The sequence below is a fragment of the Natrialba hulunbeirensis JCM 10989 genome, from assembly GCF_000337575.1.
Taxonomy (GTDB): Archaea; Halobacteriota; Halobacteria; order Halobacteriales; family Natrialbaceae; genus Natrialba; species Natrialba hulunbeirensis.
Genome location: NZ_AOIM01000013.1, coordinates 1 through 18,327 on the forward strand (window position 1 = coordinate 1; position 18,327 = coordinate 18,327).

Below are 18,327 nucleotides of genomic sequence, written 5' to 3' on the forward strand. Positions count from 1 at the left end.
GCGCCATCAGAGATGTGTATAAGAGACAGATGCCGAACTGACCGTCGGCAGCGGCCAGGAAGTACTGACTGCCCGTGCAACGTCGGTCGAACTCGAGGATACGGGGCCGTTCGAGTCGAAATCCGGTGAAACCGCAGTCGGGCCGATTCAGGACGGACAGATCGTCTCTGTACCTCAGCAAATCGAGGTGCCGAACGATATCGAGCCCGGTGAGTACGATGTGTCGGTTCGTGTGCGATACGCGTACACGAGCATGGTTTCTGATCGTGCTGGCGTTACGCAACGACAGACTGCCTCGGAAACCCACGACGTGACCGTCGTCGTTCCCGACGAACCACGGTTCGACATTACCGACGTGAAGACGGATGTCGAGCCAGGTGCCAGCAGCCCTGCGACGATCGAAGTGACGAACACGGGGACCGAACAGGCAAACGTCACGCGTGCCACGATGACCGGTGGAACTGGCGTCACGATCGACGGCAGCACGCCGGAGGCACCAGCAGAGGAGCTCATCGGTGATCTCGAACCGAACGAGTCGACCACGTTCGGAGTCGACGTCGCACTCGATACCGCACTGAGTGGCGGCGAAAAGCCACTCGACATCCAGTTCAGCTACCGCGATTCCTCGGGTATCGAACGCGAGAGCCAGTCCAAAACGGCGAGCCTCGTCCCCGCCTCAGAGCAGTCGTTCTCCATCGACAACCTCGAGGACACGCTCGCTGTCGGTTACGATGGCGAGATTACCGGTGAGCTTACGAACGACGGACCGCGGGCAGTCGACGACGCGGTACTGATCGTCGAGCCGATGAGCGAGTCGTTGTTCATCGAGGATACGCGCTACGCGCTCCCAGAACTCGACGCCGGTGAAACGACGACGTTCCGCTACCCGACTGACGTGAGCGGACAGGCCGACGAAGGGCCGCGCCAGCTTCGATTCTCCGTCGAGTACACCGGCAGCGGTGACGCCACACTCGAGGACGGTCCGATTTCAGAGCGCGTCTTCGTTGACCCACAGCACGATGAGTTCAGCCTGACTGACGACGGGATTTCTGTCCCACAGGGTGAGCAGACATCGTTCGACCTCGTGATTACCAACGAACGTCAGGAGATGCTGTCGAATATCGACGCGAAGCTGTACACCGATAGTCCGCTGCAGACGAGCAACGACGAGGCGTTCGTTTCGGAACTCGAGCCCGGTGAATCCGCGACGATGACGTTCGACGTGGCGGCGTCCGCCGACGCGCCAGCCGAAACGCATCCGGTCGAGCTCGACTTCGAGTACGAGACCGAACGCGGCGAGACGACGATCTCGGACGTCTACCAGCATCCGATCGATGTCGAGGCCGTTGACTCAGACGACGGTGGCAGCTTCATCGGCTCTGCGGTCGGTCTGATGGCAGCGCTCACAGCGGTTGGTCTCGGCCTCGGATTCTGGTGGCGCGCACGTGAGTGAACGGATGTGTCGACTCACCGTTTCACGCCGTGAACTCGGTTTCAGGCCCTGTCGTGAGCAAACCAGTGTCCGACGAATGTCCAAAGAGCGATGAGTGAAGATCGATCGGATCAGCCGGCGGAGACACGAGGAGAGTCGGCATCAGAGACATCGTCATCAGAGAGCGGTGATACCGGTGTGAGCCTCTTTGGGACACTGAGTGATCGACTGGGCTCGCTCGGTGGTGGCTCCGGTGGTAGTTCGGATGGTGGTTCAGCTGGCGGATCGCGCGGCGATGATCCGTTTACTCGCCGCGTCAATCCCCTGATTACGAACCGACCCTGGACCGTCGTTCTAGTCTTTCTCCTGCTGACGGGTGTCTTCCTCGGCGGTGCAATTGGTGGTGGTGCCGGGCAGGAAGCCGGTGCTGACCAGTTCACCGAAGACACCGAGGCCTACGAGGCGTTCGAGGAGATGCAGGAGAACTTCGACCGTGGTGAGCGCTCGAGCGGTGGCACGTCGGCACAACTGTTCATTACGGATGAGCGAAACGTCCTCTCGGAGCCAAATCTATTGCGGATGCTTGAGTTCCAGGATCGGATCGAGAACGACGGCGACCTTCGGGTTGTCTCGAGTACCAGTCCGGCCTCGCTGGTCGCCACGCAGCTCGATCCGTCGGCGACGACGCCCGAAGAGCAGTACCGGGCAGTCGACAGGGCCTCTCAGCGCCAACTCGACGAAGCGATTGCAACGGCCGACGAGACGAGTGGACTGCCGGTGAGCACGGACTTTACCCGCTCGTCGGCGAGTGCGAGCGTCGCACAGGTCGCGATCACGTACGATACGCCTCCGATGGCGGAGACGAGTGATTATGCGAATCTGCAGTTCGAAACCCAGGACCTCGCGGACGAGATCGACGGCTTCGACACCGACGACAACGTCGTTATCTTCGGTGACGCGATTCTCGAAGAGGAGACCCTGCAGTTGCTCGGCGACACATCGATCGTCGTCTTCCCGGCGGCGATCATCCTGATCCTGTTCTTCCTGCTCGTTGCCTACCGTGATCCGATCGACCTCGGTCTCGGACTCGTTGCGCTGGTGATGACGATGATCTGGACGTTCGGGTTCATGGGATTCGCCCAGATTCCGTTCTCGGACGCACTTATCACCGTCTTCCCGCTGTTGCTCGCTGTCGGGATTGACTTCGGGATTCATATTATCAACCGATACCGCGAGGAGCGCACGACCGGTGTCCCGATCGGGGAGGCGATGCAGATTACGACCGGACAGTTGACGACTGCGTTGCTCATCGTCACGGTAACGACTGTCTTCAGCTTCGGCGCGAATCTCATCAGCGAGATGACCCGCGACTTCGGAATCGTCGCGGCTGGCGGGATCATCTTTACGTTCCTCATCTTTGGCGTCTTCTTGCCGGCAGGAAAGGTCGGGTTCGACCGGCTCCGCGAGGGAACTCGATTCCCCGAGTTCGGGACGACACCGCTCGGAAGCGAGCAGTCGTTCCTGGGGCGGGTGCTCCCGGTCGGTGTTCACATCGCTCGGGCAGTTCCAGTGCTCTTTCTCGTCACGATGCTCGTTATCGGGACGGGAGCTGCCGCGTACGGAGTCGGCGTCGACACCGAGTTCGACGACGAGGCGTTCTTCCCCGACGAGGAACGTCTCGAGCAGTACGAGGCACTTCCCGAGCCGTTTGCAGCAGGTGACTATACCTTCCTGACGGTACTCGATCACATGGAGGAGGACTTTGAGCAAGGGCTCGAAGGCTCGGTAACCGTCTACATCGAGGATCCAGGGCTCAGAGACGACGACGCACTCAGAGAGATCGATCAGGCGCTCCAGCGTCCGCCCGCCGCCTTCGAATCGGACGGCAGACAGGCCGACGCGAACAGCCTGCTCGATACGATCGAGGCGCAGGCGGCCGCCGATCCCACGTTTGACGCGACCGTCACGCGATACGACAGTAGTGGCGACGAAATCCCAGACCGTGAGATCGACGCGGTCTACGACGCGCTGTTCGACACCGCGCCGGACGAGGCCGCGGACCGTCTGACAACCGACCGAAGCGCCACGCGAATCGACATTCAGGTCGATGTCGACGCCGAGCAGGACGAGGCCGTCGCTGCGGCGACCGAGGTCGCCAACGATATGTCACTCGATGCAACACCGACCGGCCAGCTCGTGTTGTTCGAGACCGTCATCGAACAGACGACCGACTCGTCGCTCACCAGTCTGTTTGTCGCGTTTGTGTTGACAATCGTCTTCCTCGTGCTCTCGTACTGGTGGCTCGAGGGCCGGGCCATCTACGGCGTTATCAACCTCGTCCCCGTGTTGCTCGCCGTTGCACTGCTCGCTGGATCGATGCGACTGTTCGACATCCCGCTAAGTCCGATCAACGCACCGATCCTCTCGGTATCGATCGGACTCGGCGTCGACTACACGGTCCACCTGATGCACCGGTTCGTCGACGAGTACGAGGAACGCGAGGACACTCACGAGGCGCTGCTCGTAACGGTGCAGGGAACTGGCGGCGCGCTCACTGGCAGCATGCTCACGACCGTCTGTGGCCTTGGCGTGCTGTACCTTGCGCTGATTCCGCTAATCATGGAGTTCGGCTTGCTGCTCGCACTCGGCGTCTTCTACGCCTGGTTCACGTCGATTCTCGTCCTCCCGTCGGTCGTGATCGTCTGGGACCGACTCGAGCAACGCTACGGTGAACTCGAGTGGTTCCCGTCGACGACGGCGTAGTCGGGAGTGAACCACGGATCGGGTTGGCTTCTGTTCCGGCTTCGATCGCAGTCAGTTCGGTGTTATGTGACCAGTCTTCTACTACCCCGCAACACCCACAGAGTATGTCTATACCTGTCTTGACCCGTGTCGATGGCGACTCAGAAGCCAGACCACGAGTGCACTCACACCCGCACCGAGCGCCGGCCATCGATCACTGCTCAGGAACAGATCTGCGGCCGGGAAGCGGTAGCCAGAAATCGGCCAGAACACCGCGTAGGAGTGTCCTGTGGCAGTCACGAGCACGATATCGAGGACGTGGTGAGACACGATTCCGACAACGATAAGCGCGAGTGCGCGCCGACGCAGATCTGGCGAGACGAACAACGAACCGAGCAGTGCGACGATGAGCGTTCCAACAAGCGTGTGCAACGGTGCCCAGGAGAACGGAACCCCGAGCAGGAACGAGACCGCCGGATCCGGGAGTAGTAACTCGATCTTGACGAAATCGGGTGCGAGCGCGCCGATCATCACCAACGTCACATGTGCCGGTCGCATCCACTCGTAGCGCATCGACAACAGCGTTCCAATTACGTACCCGGCTAACACGTGGGTCAACACGTCAGCCACGGCGCTCACCTCCCGCTCCGCCACGGCTGGGCGCTCGTAGCGTCGTGAGCCAGTCTGTGAATCGACTCGAGAGCCATCTCGTCACCGACAACCGACGCTCTCGCGGGACGAACGCCAGGCGCTCTCGATCGAATCGCCACCCACACGCGAACCGACCGACGACCCACAGCCCACCGAGCAGCGACACCGCGTACATATACTGCATCTCGTTCGACTGCCGGGTGACCGTCCGCTCCGCGACCAGCGTCGACTCGTCCTCGAGTGTCCCGTAAGCAGTAAGCTGGTCACCGGACTCGAGTGGGCCGCCAGTAGTCACCAGCGTGTCATCGGCACCGACGATGGTGAACTGGCCGTAGCCGCTGGCCCTGGTTGCGATGACGACGGGCTCGGTGCTGACGACTTCGCCGCCGAGGGTGACCGCAGAACCGACGTAGGCGGCCCGGTCCTGTGGGACATCGGTTTCGTCGGGACCGGGTTGTTCCATCGGTTCGGCTGGCGATGCGCCGGCCCAGACCATGAGTCCGAAGAGGAGCGCAAGCAAGAGCAGGATTGCAAGCAGGCGACCGCGCTGACCGAACGGTTCCGCCATGTGTTCGGATGGAGAGAACGGAAGGGAGGGAATAGGTTTTCTGATCCGGTTGTCGTGGTACCGTGTCGGGTGTATTTTGCACCCCTAGTTTAGCGCCTGATGTCCTCGAGTACCTTCCAGAGCTGGCGGATCACGATCGTGCAGTCGAACCAGATGGACTGTTTGCGGATGTACTCGAGATCGTATCGGAGTTTCATGTTGGGGTCGGTGCTCTTTGCGTCGTTAATCTGAGCGAGACCCGTAAGCCCTGGTTTGACAAACCAGCGCTTTCGCCACGCGGGAACGTCCTGTTCGAGCAGCGGTTCTTCGCTGGTCCAGACCGCACGGGGGCCGACAACGCTCATTTCACCGAGCAGGATCGACCACAGCTGAGGGAGTTCGTCGAGGTGAGTTGTTCGGAGGACGCGTCCGACCCGCGTAATGCGGTCGTTGTCTTCGTCGTCGGTCGGCGTCGCGGACTCGCCTTCCGGGACCATCGTCCGGAACTTGTAGACTGGGAACGTCTCACCGAACCCGGCAGTCCGGTGCTGGCTGTACAGCACGGGCCCAGGGCTGTCGAGTTTGATCGCAAGTGCAATGACGAGCATGAGCGGTGCAAACACGAGCAGTCCGACAGCAGCGAAGCAGATGTCGAAGACGCGCTTGAAGAAGTGATCGAACGGATCCCATGGTTCGAGATCGATATCGACCAACGTATCGACAGCACCGTTTGCGACCAGCACACTATCAGCGTACTTGCGGTGGACTTTCGCTCGCACGCCGTGTTCGTGACAGGCATCGAGCGCACCGAAGAACTCGGCACGGTCGGGCTGCTGGAAGGCAAGCACAACGGTATCGATGTCGTACTCGATCAGCACGTCCTCGAGTCGCGAGAGACCGCCGAGTCGAGTCAACGAATCAACGGTGCCGTGGTCTTCGTGACGTAGTGTGCCGGCATTCGGAGCTGTTTCGTCGGATGCTTCTCCATCCGGATCGTGGTCGTGGTCGCCAGTCTGTTGCTTCGGTGTGTCTCCGACGACGACGCCACCGTCAGTCGTCAGGTGTGTCCCGGCCGTCCGTTCGTCGAACGAGAATGTCGCAACCGTCGACGGGCAGAGGTAGCCAAGTACCGGTGCATCGATTTCGGGAGCGATGCGTTCAATCTGGCCGAGGTCATCGCCGACGATGAGCGTCCGCGAAGCGGTCGTCCCAGGATGACGACGAATAACGAGAAACAGCAGCGGAATCGCCACCAGAAGCATACCTGCGATCATCGCAAGCGTCGCTCGTGGCAGGCGGTGTGACCACTTGAAGTAGCCAAGCGCTGCGAGTGCGAGCAGTGCGACGATAACGCGCTTCTGGGAGAACACCACCAGATCAAGCGTCCGTCGCGGCTGGGGCTTGTACAGTGGAGTGAGACAGCCAACGACTGCGACCACGCTCAATGTAATCGCCCAGTACAGCGACGGTCCCGAAAGCACCGTTACCTCAAGTCGGTTGAATAGTGGGACGTACGTGGTAAAGAGGGTCTGTGAAACGGGGTGGTTTGCAGCGAGCACGGCAGTGATCGTTACCATCATCACGCCGAGCATGCTTCCGATCCGAAACCGCCACCCAGTCAGCATTCGTTACGACTCACGTGTCGGCGTCGGCATAAAGTTGTTGAATAAATCACCTTCTGATACTGTCTCACCCGCGAGAACGGCCGTATTCGGCCAGTAACGTTATCACGGATCACTAGCCGTATCGGTCAGCAATTCAGCACTCGTGACGAGACGACAGTGACAAGCACGAAAGGAAAACGTCGGTTAGAACGGGAACAGCGAGTCGGCGTCCGGATCACGTTCGAGGAGTTCGATCTCGTGACCGTCCTGATCCTTCGTGAACGCATACATGTTGTCGTTGCTCTCGGGATCCCGATAATCCGGTGCCTCGCGGGTCAACAGCTGCTCCCAGTCCTCCTCGAGATCATCAACACGAACGCAGAGATGCCCCCAGGCGTCGCCCATGTCGTAGCTGCGACCGTCGTAGTTGTAGGTGAGCTCGAGTGCCATCTCCTCTGGGGCGGCATCCTCGGGCTTCAGGAAGTAGTTCGCAAAGGTGTCTGCCTCCCAGCGGCCGGTGTGTTCGTACTCGAACTTGCGAGTCCAGTAGCCGAGCGCCTCGTCAGCATCCTCGACGCGGATCATCGTGTGGTCGAGCGACCAGAGCGCACCCTCGTCGGGGTCGCGCTTGACGATCTCGATCTCGTGGCCGTCCGGATCCTTGACGAACGCGTAGCGCCCGCCACAGGACTCTGGATCGCGATAGTCCTCGACGCCCTCGTCCATGAGCTGCTGGTAGTAGTCCTCGAGTTCCCCCTCGGGAACGCGGACGGCGATGTGCCCCCAGGCGTCACCGACCTCGAGGTCGTCTTCGCCCTCGTTGTGAGTGAGTTCGAGCATCGCACCGTCCTCGTGCATCTCTTCGGGGCCGAGATAGACGATGGTGAAGCCGTCGCCCTCGTAGCGATCTTTCTCTTCGTACTCGAGATGGGTCTGGTACCACTCGAGTGACTCCTCGAGGTTTGCGACACGAAGCATCACGTGGTCGAGCGTTCCGTCCATGGGCGGGCAAACGCCGGGAATTGGCAAAAGAGTGGCGAATGCGGAGGTCCGTTCGGCGCGAGGAGGGGGTAAACGGCAGTGTGATCGGCTCGGACGATCGGCGATGGTGCCGATCTGCAGGTGACGATCAGTCGTCGCTTCCGTGGGTGGAACTGGCGTCAGTATCGCGGGTGACGGCCGAGGCCTTCGGATCGACGCCGCGGCGGCGTCCGTCGAGTTCCGAGAGGGCGTAGACGAGTCCAACGAGCAGGACGACGCCGATCGGGAGGAAGACGACAGGGGACACCGAGAGGTACCCATAGAGGAGGTAGCAGACGACGACGACGGCCATGACCGTGGCAGCGTAGTACATCTGCGTCCGAATGTGGTCGATGAGATCCGCGCCGGTGAACGTCGATGAGAGCACGGAGGTATCCGAAATCGGTGACGTGTGGTCGCCGAAGATCGCACCGGAGAACACCGCACCGACGATGACCGGCATCAGTTCGAAGGTACCAGTGAGGTTGTAAGCAACCGTGATGGCAATCGGCGTCACGATCCCCATCGTCGCCCAGGACGACCCCATCGTGAACGCGACGAAGGCGGCGACGAAGAGGACGACGATCGGGAGCAGTTCGGGCGAGACGACGCCTTCTGCGACGCCCGCCACGTAGTCGCCGGTCCCGAGGTCCTCCGCAACGGCGCTGATCGACCACGCGAGGACGAGGACGGTCACTGCGGTCAGCATGAGGTTGAATCCTTCGAGTACCGTCTCGACGCTGTCGTCGAGGTCGAATAGGTCGTAGGCGAGCCCGATGATGACTGCCGTCGCGACCATGGCGAACGAGCCCCAGACGAGCGCGGCGGCGAAGTCGCCGGCCCCGACGATGTCAACAGGAACCTGAACGACGCCGTCCTCGTTCATGGCCTCCGTGATCGTCGTCGGTGCTCCCTCCTCGGCCTGTTCGGCGACCCACTCCTGATACCCAGTCCAGAACGCACCGACGAGTGTCACCGCGATGAGAGTCGCGATCGGCGCGAAGAACGTCCGGAGCATCGGCTTCTCCTCGATCGGTTCGCGAAGGTCTTCCTCGACCTCCTGGAGTGGCTGTGCGTCATCTCGGTTCACCTTCCCCGTCTGCCAGGAGCGGTGTTCCGCGGTGAGCATCTCGCCGTAGTCGCGTCGTGAAAGGACGATAACGCCAACCATCACGATCGCAAGCAGCGAGTACGTGTTGAACGGAATCGAACCGACGAACGTTTCGAAGACGCCCGGCACATCCTCCGCGGCGACGTTGAGATCATCGTCGTTGATCAGACTCTCGTACCCCTCGTCGATCATCGACAGCTGAAACGCGACCCAACTCGAGAGTCCGATGGTTGCGACCGGCGCGGCAGTCGAGTCCACGATATAGGACAGCTTCTCGCGCGACATCCGCATCTGATCGGAGATTTCGCGCATCGTGTTGCCGACGATCGCCGTGTTTGCGTAGTCGTCGAAGAACAGGAGCATCCCGAGAATCCACGTGGAAAGTCCGGTGGCCCGCTGAGTCTGTAATCGCTCTGTCGCCCAGTTTCGAACTGCCGTTGCGCCGCCGAGACGCCAGATAAGTGCCACGCCAGAGCCGAGCAGGAGCGTGAAGACAAGAATCTGTGCGTGGAAGACATCACCGATCGAACCGGTGATCCAGGCGAACGTCTGTCCAATTCCATGCGTTCCCGTTGCGATGATGCCGCCCGACCAGATCCCGACGAACAACGACAGAATCGGTCTGCGTGTCACGATCGCGAGTGCGATCGCGAGCAGCGGCGGAACGAGTGATATCGCACCAAAATCCGACATGTGTCACTATTTATCGGGTGCGCAGATAATCCTACTCATTCGATTGTTTGTCCTATCGTTCATTATATTCTTGAAAGTACGGCCGTCGCTCGTGCGTGCCTGTCAAATTACTACGTCCTGCGTCACGACTCGTTCACTCGCGTTGCACTCGAGACGGACTGTACAATCGTGATACGACCGGACCACCGGTCGAGGGGTACCAACGCGTATCGAACAAACGTGTCTGTCCGTCAGCGGCGCAAAATCAACTTCAACACGTCCTCGTCTTCGAGTACGTGCTCCTCGCCGACCTGTTGTTCGTCGTGAGTGGCGCTGGGGCCGCTGATGCGAGCGAAGCGGAACCGCTCTTCCATCTCACCGCCGAGTTTTGTGATTGCCTCACCGACAGTGGAGCCGCGTTCGATGACCAGCGGTTCCTCCCAGTCGACGCCGCGACCGGGTTTGTCCATGTAGACGCGGATGAGGTCGAGATTCTCCCAGATGCGATCTTTGAGCGCCTCGAGTCCCTTCTCCATCTCGGCGCTGATGAACGTCACCTCGTCGGGGTCGAGATCACGCTCGCGAAGCTGTTCGTCGACCGTTTCCTTGTAGTCGGGTTCGATGAGGTCGACCTTGTTGACACAGGTGATCGATGGGATGTACTCGCGGTTGTCCATCAGCCCGTCGATCAAGCGGTCGATAGAGACGTTCTCCTGGAGGTTCAGGTCGGCGTTGACGTAGCCCTGGTCGCGGAGGACGTCCGAAATCGTCTCTTCGTCGAGGTCCTGGTCGGTACTCGAGGTGATCTTGATTCCGTCTTTGATCTTCGGGCGGACCGTCACACCCGGCGGCTCCTCGTCGACGCGGATGTTGATGTCGTAGAGTTCCTTCTGCAGGCGGTCGTACTGTTCAATCTCGAACACCGACAGCATGTACACGATCAGGTCGGCGTTTCGAACGACCGCGAGCACTTGCTTGCCGTCGCCACGCCCCGTCGCTGCGCCTTCGATCAGCCCGGGCACGTCCAGCATCTGGATGTTCGCCCCGCGATGGTTGAGCATGCCGGGATTCACGTCGAGCGTCGTGAACTCGTAGGAGCCCGTCTCACTCTCTGCGTTGGTCATCGAGTTCAACAGCGACGACTTCCCGACGCTCGGAAAGCCGACCAGCGCGACCGTGGCGTCGCCGTGTTTTTCGACGGAGTAGCCACCGCCACCGCCCGAACCGGACTGTTGTTTCTCGAATTTCTCTTTTTTCTCGGCGAGCTTGGACTTCAGCCGACCGATATGGGCCTCGGTCGACTTGTTGTAGGGCGTGTTGGCGATTTCGTCCTCGATCTCCTGGATGTCCTCCTCGAGCCCCATTTGTCTATACCCAGCCGGTCGTCCCGAAAAACCCTTTCCATGCGTGGGAACGGCGAGTCGTGTTCGAGTCCCCGTTCCTGTTCACTGTTCCCGAGTCTATTACCAATACAAACTGAATTCCGACACAGGTAAACGGGACTAGGCGAAACTGCAGCGTAGACAGATGCCAGATCCGACACGGCTGCGTGACAGCACGCAAATCGTCCTTCCGGCAGAGGCTGTCGAGAGCCTCGAGCCACAGCTCACCGAGGAGTTTACCGTCACGGTGTTTCCGGAAGGCGAAAACTACTGTCGAATCATTGGCAGCCCGGTCGAGATCAAGGCCGTGAGCGAGTTCCTGGCTCGACGCGGTGTGAGTGTCCCGTAGGCTGGTTTCGCAGTGTGAGTGTCCCATCGGCTGCTTTCACAGTGTGAGCTGCTCGACGTTGGCCCCCCTTCACTGTCTCTCCTTGCACACTCGATTCATTCACCGCCTCGTTCGCCACGAATCTCTCGTCTGAGCGATGCAAGCATAACCCCCAAAAGAAGTCCGATACCGAAGCCCGGAAGGAAATTCTCGGTCCCGCTCACCGCTGCGAGTCCAACGCCACCGACCAGCGGCGGAACAAGCAGCGCTGCTAGCATCTCGAACGCGAACACACCCGGCGGCTTGGGGTCCGCACTCGTCGACAGTCCCATATCGGCTGCACGACGGCGGGAACAAAGAATCTCCGGTCACATGTCGGTGACTCCGCTCCAACGCGCCCCTAGCGCTCCGGATGCACCGGCCCGTCGAACCCGCCCCGAACCAGCGGCTTCGCAATATGTCTACGCGCACACGGCGGCACCTCGTACCAACCCAACTCGAGTACCCGCTCAATCTCAGCCCGTTCCTTCCCGGGTGCGTCGGTTCCACAGTCTCGGCAGCGATAGCCCTGGTCGCGGCCGGCGCTCTCCATCGTGCGCTCGCAGTCGGGACAGACCGGTGTCACGAGGTCGGTAGTATTGAGGCCTCGGACGGCGACCTTCTCGAGTTTGAGCGTGCCGTCGGCGAGTTCGCCGCAGACGGTGAGGCGGTCGCCGGGTCGCAGTGCGCGAACGTGGTCGCGAAAGCGTTTGGTGGGTTCGAAGGCGGCGCAGGGAAGTTTCGCCGGCGAGCTAGCGGCGTTGTCCGCATCGCCGGCTGCCACACCCTCCGGCGCAACGTCGACGAAGACGTGGCCGCCGCGTCGCGTCTCCGGCTCAGAAACAACTCGTGCGTCGAGTCGGTAGGCGCGGCCGTCCTGCAGGGAGGTCGCGGTCGCTGCATCGGCAGCCGACCCAGTGGTCCCCGAGTCACTGTCAGCGCCCACAGTCACATCCCGCAAATGCACGTCCGTCCCCTGGTTCGTCACGAACAGGTGACTCGAGTACACCGGCTCGCTATCGATCTGTTCAGCGACGCGGCGGACGGCTTCGGGATCGTCACCACGGATCCCGTGGAGAATCGGTCCTGGTGTGTGGGGTACGCAGACGGTTTCGTTCTCGCCGCGGTCGACGGTGTCCCAGACGTCGGGATAGCCGGAGTCTGCGGCCGCGAAGACGCTGTCGTGGTCGACCTCGCGCGGCGTTCCCCAGCGCTCGGGCTTGCGGTAGGAGATGTATTCGTACGTCCAGTCTGCAAGCGCGCTCCAGGCCCCGATGGCGGCCAGCGCGCCGATTCGCCCGCGGCCGTTTCCCGCGTGCCACGACTGGTAGCCGTGGTCGTCGATCAGGGTCTCGGCCGCAGCGCGCGAGAGGTGATCGCGGATCGCGCGCGTCGAAAACCGCGCGACAGCCGCCGGAATCGCGCCCTCGCCGGCGGCGAGATCGATGTCCGCGACGACCAGCCCCGGATTCGTCCGCTCGTCGCGCGTTTCTGCGAGGGACTCGAGTACCTCCCGTGAAATGTCGAACGCGCGAGCAGGATTGCAGTCGGTGTGGATCGCGAGCGCGGCGTTGCCGCGCGTTTTGTACTCGACGGCGGGGTTGAGCCGGACGAGGAGGGTTCGGGTGGCCGCGGCGTCAGCCTCGCGACGCAGCCGCTTTGCAATCTGCGCGGCGACGTAGGTCGTGCACATCCCGTGTTCGCGGGAATCCGTGTCGTCGAGCCCGACGATCGTCATCAGCGAGTCTTGTGACGGCTGTGAGTAACGCCTTTCGGTGTGCCACCCTGATGGGCGGTTTGTATCTGGTACTGAATCGATGTGCGATGCAAGACGAACAGTTATAGCTGGGCGCTGACACCCCTATATAAGTATACTGCTGGTACACATCCCAATCGCGACACCGCAGGTAGCCATCTTGGGGAAACGCTCTTGTATGAGGAATAGCTTACAATACCCTATGTCCCGCTCCGCACTGGTCGGCAACGTGACCGCGATGTTAGAGGACGCGGGATTCGTCGTCAGTGACCGGTGTGCAATCCGCCCGAAGAGTTTCGATATCGCCGCGCGTCGTGGCGAGGACCTGTTGCTCGTCAAGATTCTCGGCAATATCGACGCGTTCAACGAAGCGACCGGCCACGAGATGCGCCGCCTCGGGACGTATCTCCAGGCGACGCCGCTCGTGCTCGGTCTGCGCAGTCGCGACGAGGATCTCAAGCCAGACGTCGTCTACTTCCGCCACGGCGTTCCGGTCCTGAGTCCCGACACCGCGTACAACCTGTTCATCGAGGACGTGCCGCCGCTGATCTACGCCGCACCCGGCGGCCTCTACGTCAACATCGACGGCGACCTGCTCGCCGACGAACGCGAGGACCGCGACTGGAGTCTCGGCCAACTCGCGACCGAACTCGGCGTCTCCCGGCGCACCGTCTCGAAGTACGAAGACGGGATGAACGCCTCTGTCGAAGTCGCGATGGCGCTAGAGGATCTGTTCAACGAACCGCTGACGAGCCCCGTCGACGTGCTCGAGGGTGCAGACGACGTCCACGAGACCGATGACACGCCGGACGACCCCGAGGCCGATCCCGACGACAAACAGGTCGTCGCCGTCCTCACGCGGGCCGGCTACAGCGTCCACCCGACGATCCGCTCGCCGTTCAAGGCCATCAGCAAGGACGAAGACGACAGCGAGGTCGTCCTCACGGGTCACTCGGAGTTCACCAAGGCCGCCGAGAAGCGCGCCCGCATCATGAGTTCGATCGGCCAGGTCACCCGCACGCGCTCGGTGTACGTCGTCGACCGCGCCAAGCAGGAGTCCGTCGATGGCACCGCGCTCGTCGAACGCGAGGAACTCGAGAACCTTCGCGATACGGACGAACTTCGAGACGTGATTCGAGAGCGTGCAGAGTACGAGGAAGCGGCCTAGCCGGTCGATTTATTTTGGTTTCGCGGACAGGTAAGGTGTGACGAGCGAGAGTGAGCGTGAGCGCCAGTGTCAGTACGAATTCAATCCCGGTGTGTGGGAACGAACAGCCGAAACCGGAAACACACTGGATACAAGCGAGCTGAACGCCGACGGAACGTGGCGATGCCATCGGGCCGCCGACGGGAACAGCGGATACTGCCGCTTTCACACCCCACTTGCAGAACGAGACTGGGAACCCAGTGAAACGGTTGCTGCGCTCCGAGATGCAATCTGTGGTAAATCGGGCGGTAACGATAACAATAGCGACAACGACGGCAAGCGAGACCGTCGTCGGAGCAAACAGTTCATCGGGGCGACGTTCGTTTCGCTCGACCTTCGCCACGAAACACTGGCTGCTCGAGATAACTACCCAATCGATCTCCGCCACGTGACTATCGAAGAGGGGGCAGATCTGCGCAAGGCAACCCTCGAGAACCCGCTCCAGTTCGATGGTGCGATCTGTAACGGCGATTTCGAGTGTTCGACAATCCGTGCACAACAGTCAGTCACAGTTGCAGATGCCCACATCGGCGGCGACCTACGTGCAGGCGATGCACGGTTCGGCGATCGCGTTTCGATATCGGATACCGTGGTTAGGGGCGACCTCTCGCTACCTGATGCGACCTTCAGCGGTCGTGCCGTCTGCCGCGGAGTAGAAGTTGGCCGCGGGATCGATGCACCTGGTGCTAGATTTGCGGACGACGCACTCTTCGACAGGGTGACAGCAATCGAGGAGTCGTCGTTCAGCAACGCCTCGTTTCAGGGTGAAGCGTTCTTTTCCGGCGCTACCTTCGCCGGTGGGCTCAACTGGTGGAACGTAACCGTTGCTGGGCCGACCCGTTTCGGCGGTGCGACGATTCGACAGGAGGCGATGTTCCAAGATGGGACCTTCGAGGATGTCGTCCGACTCACCAACGTCACCGTTCCATCCCGAGCCGTCTTCGCACAGACGACGTTTGCCGATCGGCTCTTACTCACGGGACTCGAGTGCGATGCCGATGCCTGTCTGGTTGATCTGTCTGGCGCAGTACTTTCTGGTGGACGATTAGAAACGACTGACTCACTCACGTACGATCTTTCAGGTGCCGAAGTCGGGCCGATCGAGTGGGGAACTGGAAGCGACAGTGAGACCGGCGGAGCCGCTGTTACTGAGCGCAACAGCGACACTGAAAACCGGACGGAACCGGTTCCACTGTCGCTCTCACAGTTCATCATCGAAAACACGCACTTCGACGGGTTCGACTTCCGAGATCGGACCGTACGGAGTGCACTCGAGTCCAGTGGATGGCGACTCCACGAGTGGAACCATGAAAACGAGAGTGGGTGTGGCGGAGACGAGCGGCAACTCTCACCAGAAACACTCGAGAGCACGTACCTCAAGGCAAAACACGGGGCAAAAGCCGTCGGCGACAGCAAGGCAGCTGGTGAGTTCTTCCGCCACGAGATGCGCTACCGGCGGGACGGACACGCAAAACGCGCACGAGAGGTGGGTTGGTCACGGTCACGGATCGTCGATAGCGGCAAGTGGGTCGCCAATGCCGTCTTCGGTGCTGTCGCCGGTCACGGCGAACGACCGGGTCGAGTCGTACTAACTGCTGCTGGAATCGTCGCTGGGTTTGCGCTCTTGTACGCGGCGCTTTGGCCGGGATCACCGCCGTATGGAGGTGCCGTCGGCTACCTGATGTTTAGCCTCGAATCGTTCGTAACGCTCGTACTGGGCGGCTCCGTACCGGTCGAGCGCACCGCCGTTCGACTGGCAGCGCAAGTGCAGGCGTTCGTTGGCGCCTTCCTCATCGCGCTATTCGTGTTTACGCTCACGCGGTCGATTCAACGGTAGTTTCAGGTCGACGACGGGGCCATCGATGGCGGTCCGCTTTATCAGCGAAACAGGAGAATACCCCGGAGGCTTGACCTCGAGGTGATTCACCTCACAGGTCTTTCAGGCTCCGTACGTCTCTTCGAGATAGGCGACGATATCATCGCTTTCGTGCATTCCTTCGACATCGTTTGCTTCATCCGTGAGAACCGGTACACCGGTCTGCCCACTCACCGCTTCGACCTCTGTTCGCTTTCCGTGATCTCGTTCCACGTCGATCACGTCGTACTCGAGTTCGAGTTCGTCGAGTGTCGAGCGCACTTTTGCACAGAACGGACAGCCGGGGAGATTGTACAGTGTGATGTCAGCCATACGGGGTGCTAACGGGTGGAGGTGTATGAGCGCACCGGTCGCGGTATCAGTTCGGTTGCACGGTGTGATATCGCAGAAGTAGCAAACGAGTGTGAAGACGGCAACTACGGTGTTCCGCGGCGGGCGTTTCGTGGCGGACGTCAGGTCCCAGACGTCAGTTGTCTGCCGTCAGCACTCAGAACGCCAGCACGCCAGCATCCGTCGCGAAGTAGGCGATGTAGTAGACGATGAACGCGACGACGAGCGCCCACTGGCCGAGCGAGACGTCAGCACGGTCGCCCACGGCGGTCTTGATCAGCGGGTAGCTCATGATCCCTGCGGCCAGTCCGTTCGCGATCGAGGCCGTCAGCGGCATGATCGTGATCGTGAGGCCACTCGAGATTAGCCAGGCTGGGTCGTTCCAGTCGATGTCAGCAACGCCCTGGAGCATGATGATACCGACCACGACCAGCGCGATGTAGGTCGCGTACTGCGGAATCGCACCCATCAGCGGGACGACCAGCAGCGAGAGCGCGAAGAGACCGGCGACGACCAGTGCGGTAAAGCCGGTTCGGCCGCCCTCCTCGAGTCCGGCCGAGGATTCGATGAACGTCGTCACGGTCGAAGTCCCGATCATTGCGCCGACGGTCGTACCGACTGCGTCGGCCATCAGCGGGCGCTCCATCTCGGGCAGGTTCCCCTCCTCGTCGAGGAAGCCACCGATCTGGGAGACGCCGATGAGCGTCCCGGCGGTGTCGAAGAAGTCGACGAAGAAGAACGTGAAGACGACGAGCGCGAAGACGAGTGGCTCCTCAGTGATCATCCCCAGTCCGTCCACAAAGCCGTAGATGAGCGGCGTGAAGTCGTACTGGACAGTCATGATCATTTCGGCGATGCCGCTTAGCCCCTCGTTCGTGATCTGGTTGTACTCGTCTTCGGGCGCGAGTTCACCGGGTGCGACGAAGCCGAGCAGGGTAAGCAGCCAGCCGCTGATCGCGGTGAAGAGAATACCGAGGACGATCCCACCACGCACGCCACGGGCGTAGAGGATGAACGTCAGCACCAGTCCGACGAGCGAGAGCGCAGCGACGGGGCTCGTCGCGACGTTGCCGAGGTAGACCAGTGTCTCCGGGTCGGCGACGACCAGTTCGATCTCTTGCAGTCCGAGGAAGAGCAAGAAGACACCGATACCGGCCCCGACGGCGAACTTGACGGGTTCCGGGAACAGTTCGATAATGTAGCGACGCGCACCGACTGCGGTCAGTGCGATGAAGATGATCCCCTCGACGAACACGGCGGCGAGTGCGACCTCCCAGGGGACGCCGAGTCCGAGGACGACGGTGAACGCGAAGAAGGCGTTTAGCCCCATCCCGGGCGCGAGCCCGAACGGCCGATCCGCCCAGAACGCCATCACGATCGTCGCGACGATCGATGCGAGAATCGTCGCGACGGCGATCATCTGCAGTGTCTGTGTCTGGTCGTAACCGTCGATCTGGATCGCTTCGGCCAGAATCATCGGGTTGACGACGATGATGTACGACATCGCCAGGAACGTCGTCAGCCCGGCGACCATCTCGGTCGACAGGCTCGTGTCGTACTCATCGAATCCAAAGTAGTCCGCGATCGTTTCGGTAACCCCCATATTGGATGGTCAAGCATATCCACAGCG

14 protein-coding genes and 1 pseudogene are annotated in these 18,327 nt (G+C 61.1%); 5 read left to right on the plus strand and 10 right to left on the minus strand.

Features of this window, described 5'->3' with window-relative positions; all coding sequences use genetic code 11:
- Nucleotides 1-22: 22 nt before the first annotated feature.
- Together C483_RS03735 and C483_RS03740 are read left to right on the plus strand one after the other, a co-directional pair.
- Nucleotides 23-1,453 (plus strand): annotated as a pseudogene (locus tag C483_RS03735) (COG1361 S-layer family protein); the annotation flags it as partial.
- Between the two features lie 90 nt (nucleotides 1,454-1,543).
- The gene (locus C483_RS03740) at nucleotides 1,544-4,195 is read left to right on the plus strand and encodes an efflux RND transporter permease subunit (protein WP_006652018.1); all 2,652 of its coding nucleotides are present in this window, start codon (nucleotides 1,544-1,546) and stop codon (nucleotides 4,193-4,195) included.
- A 108-nt stretch (nucleotides 4,196-4,303) separates the two neighbouring features.
- Here the strand turns inward: C483_RS03740 and C483_RS03745 are convergent, their stop codons facing one another.
- The 6 genes from C483_RS03745 to C483_RS03770 all read right to left on the minus strand — a co-directional run bounded on the left by C483_RS03745 (nucleotide 4,304) and on the right by C483_RS03770 (nucleotide 11,143).
- A complete protein-coding gene (locus tag C483_RS03745; RefSeq protein WP_086009725.1) occupies nucleotides 4,304-4,813 on the minus strand; it encodes a metal-dependent hydrolase in 510 nt (169 codons plus the stop codon).
- Nucleotides 4,797-5,393, minus strand: a complete 597-nt coding sequence (locus C483_RS03750; protein WP_006652020.1) for a hypothetical protein — start codon at nucleotides 5,391-5,393, stop codon at nucleotides 4,797-4,799. The genes C483_RS03745 and C483_RS03750 overlap by 17 nt, the downstream gene beginning before the upstream one ends.
- Before the next feature lie 89 nt (nucleotides 5,394-5,482).
- Nucleotides 5,483-6,997 carry a sugar transferase gene (locus tag C483_RS03755; protein ID WP_006652021.1) on the minus strand — a complete coding sequence of 505 codons (1,515 nt, stop codon included), beginning with the start codon at nucleotides 6,995-6,997 and terminating at the stop codon, nucleotides 5,483-5,485.
- Nucleotides 6,998-7,180: 183 nt separating this feature from the next.
- Nucleotides 7,181-7,978: a VOC family protein gene (locus C483_RS03760; RefSeq protein WP_006652022.1), complete on the minus strand. Its 798-nt coding sequence runs from the start codon at nucleotides 7,976-7,978 to the stop codon at nucleotides 7,181-7,183.
- Nucleotides 7,979-8,105: 127 nt separating this feature from the next.
- A complete protein-coding gene (locus C483_RS03765) occupies nucleotides 8,106-9,800 on the minus strand; it encodes a Na+/H+ antiporter NhaC family protein (protein ID WP_006652023.1) in 1,695 nt (564 codons plus the stop codon).
- A gap of 230 nt (nucleotides 9,801-10,030) precedes the next feature.
- Nucleotides 10,031-11,143 carry an OBG GTPase family GTP-binding protein gene (locus tag C483_RS03770; protein ID WP_006652024.1) on the minus strand — a complete coding sequence of 371 codons (1,113 nt, stop codon included), beginning with the start codon at nucleotides 11,141-11,143 and terminating at the stop codon, nucleotides 10,031-10,033.
- Between the two features lie 163 nt (nucleotides 11,144-11,306).
- Between C483_RS03770 and C483_RS03775 the strand changes: the two genes are divergently transcribed.
- The gene (locus C483_RS03775) at nucleotides 11,307-11,510 is read left to right on the plus strand and encodes a VNG_1110C family protein (RefSeq protein WP_006652025.1); all 204 of its coding nucleotides are present in this window, start codon (nucleotides 11,307-11,309) and stop codon (nucleotides 11,508-11,510) included.
- A 95-nt stretch (nucleotides 11,511-11,605) separates the two neighbouring features.
- Here the strand turns inward: C483_RS03775 and C483_RS03780 are convergent, their stop codons facing one another.
- Nucleotides 11,606-11,821: a hypothetical protein gene (locus tag C483_RS03780; RefSeq protein WP_006652026.1), complete on the minus strand. Its 216-nt coding sequence runs from the start codon at nucleotides 11,819-11,821 to the stop codon at nucleotides 11,606-11,608.
- 68 nt (nucleotides 11,822-11,889) lie between these two features.
- Entirely contained in the window at nucleotides 11,890-13,266 is a 1,377-nt protein-coding gene (locus C483_RS03785; RefSeq protein WP_006652027.1) for a tRNA(Ile)(2)-agmatinylcytidine synthase, read from the minus strand.
- 220 nt (nucleotides 13,267-13,486) lie between these two features.
- Between C483_RS03785 and C483_RS03790 the strand changes: the two genes are divergently transcribed.
- The gene (locus tag C483_RS03790) at nucleotides 13,487-14,452 is read left to right on the plus strand and encodes a transcriptional regulator (RefSeq protein ID WP_006652028.1); all 966 of its coding nucleotides are present in this window, start codon (nucleotides 13,487-13,489) and stop codon (nucleotides 14,450-14,452) included.
- 37 nt (nucleotides 14,453-14,489) lie between these two features.
- Entirely contained in the window at nucleotides 14,490-16,328 is a 1,839-nt protein-coding gene (locus tag C483_RS03795) for a pentapeptide repeat-containing protein (protein WP_006652029.1), read from the plus strand.
- Between the two features lie 102 nt (nucleotides 16,329-16,430).
- Here the strand turns inward: C483_RS03795 and C483_RS03800 are convergent, their stop codons facing one another.
- Together C483_RS03800 and C483_RS03805 are read right to left on the minus strand one after the other, a co-directional pair.
- Nucleotides 16,431-16,679, minus strand: a complete 249-nt coding sequence (locus C483_RS03800) for a glutaredoxin family protein (protein ID WP_006652030.1) — start codon at nucleotides 16,677-16,679, stop codon at nucleotides 16,431-16,433.
- 175 nt (nucleotides 16,680-16,854) lie between these two features.
- Nucleotides 16,855-18,300: an NCS2 family permease gene (locus C483_RS03805; protein WP_006652031.1), complete on the minus strand. Its 1,446-nt coding sequence runs from the start codon at nucleotides 18,298-18,300 to the stop codon at nucleotides 16,855-16,857.
- Nucleotides 18,301-18,327: the final 27 nt, after the last annotated feature.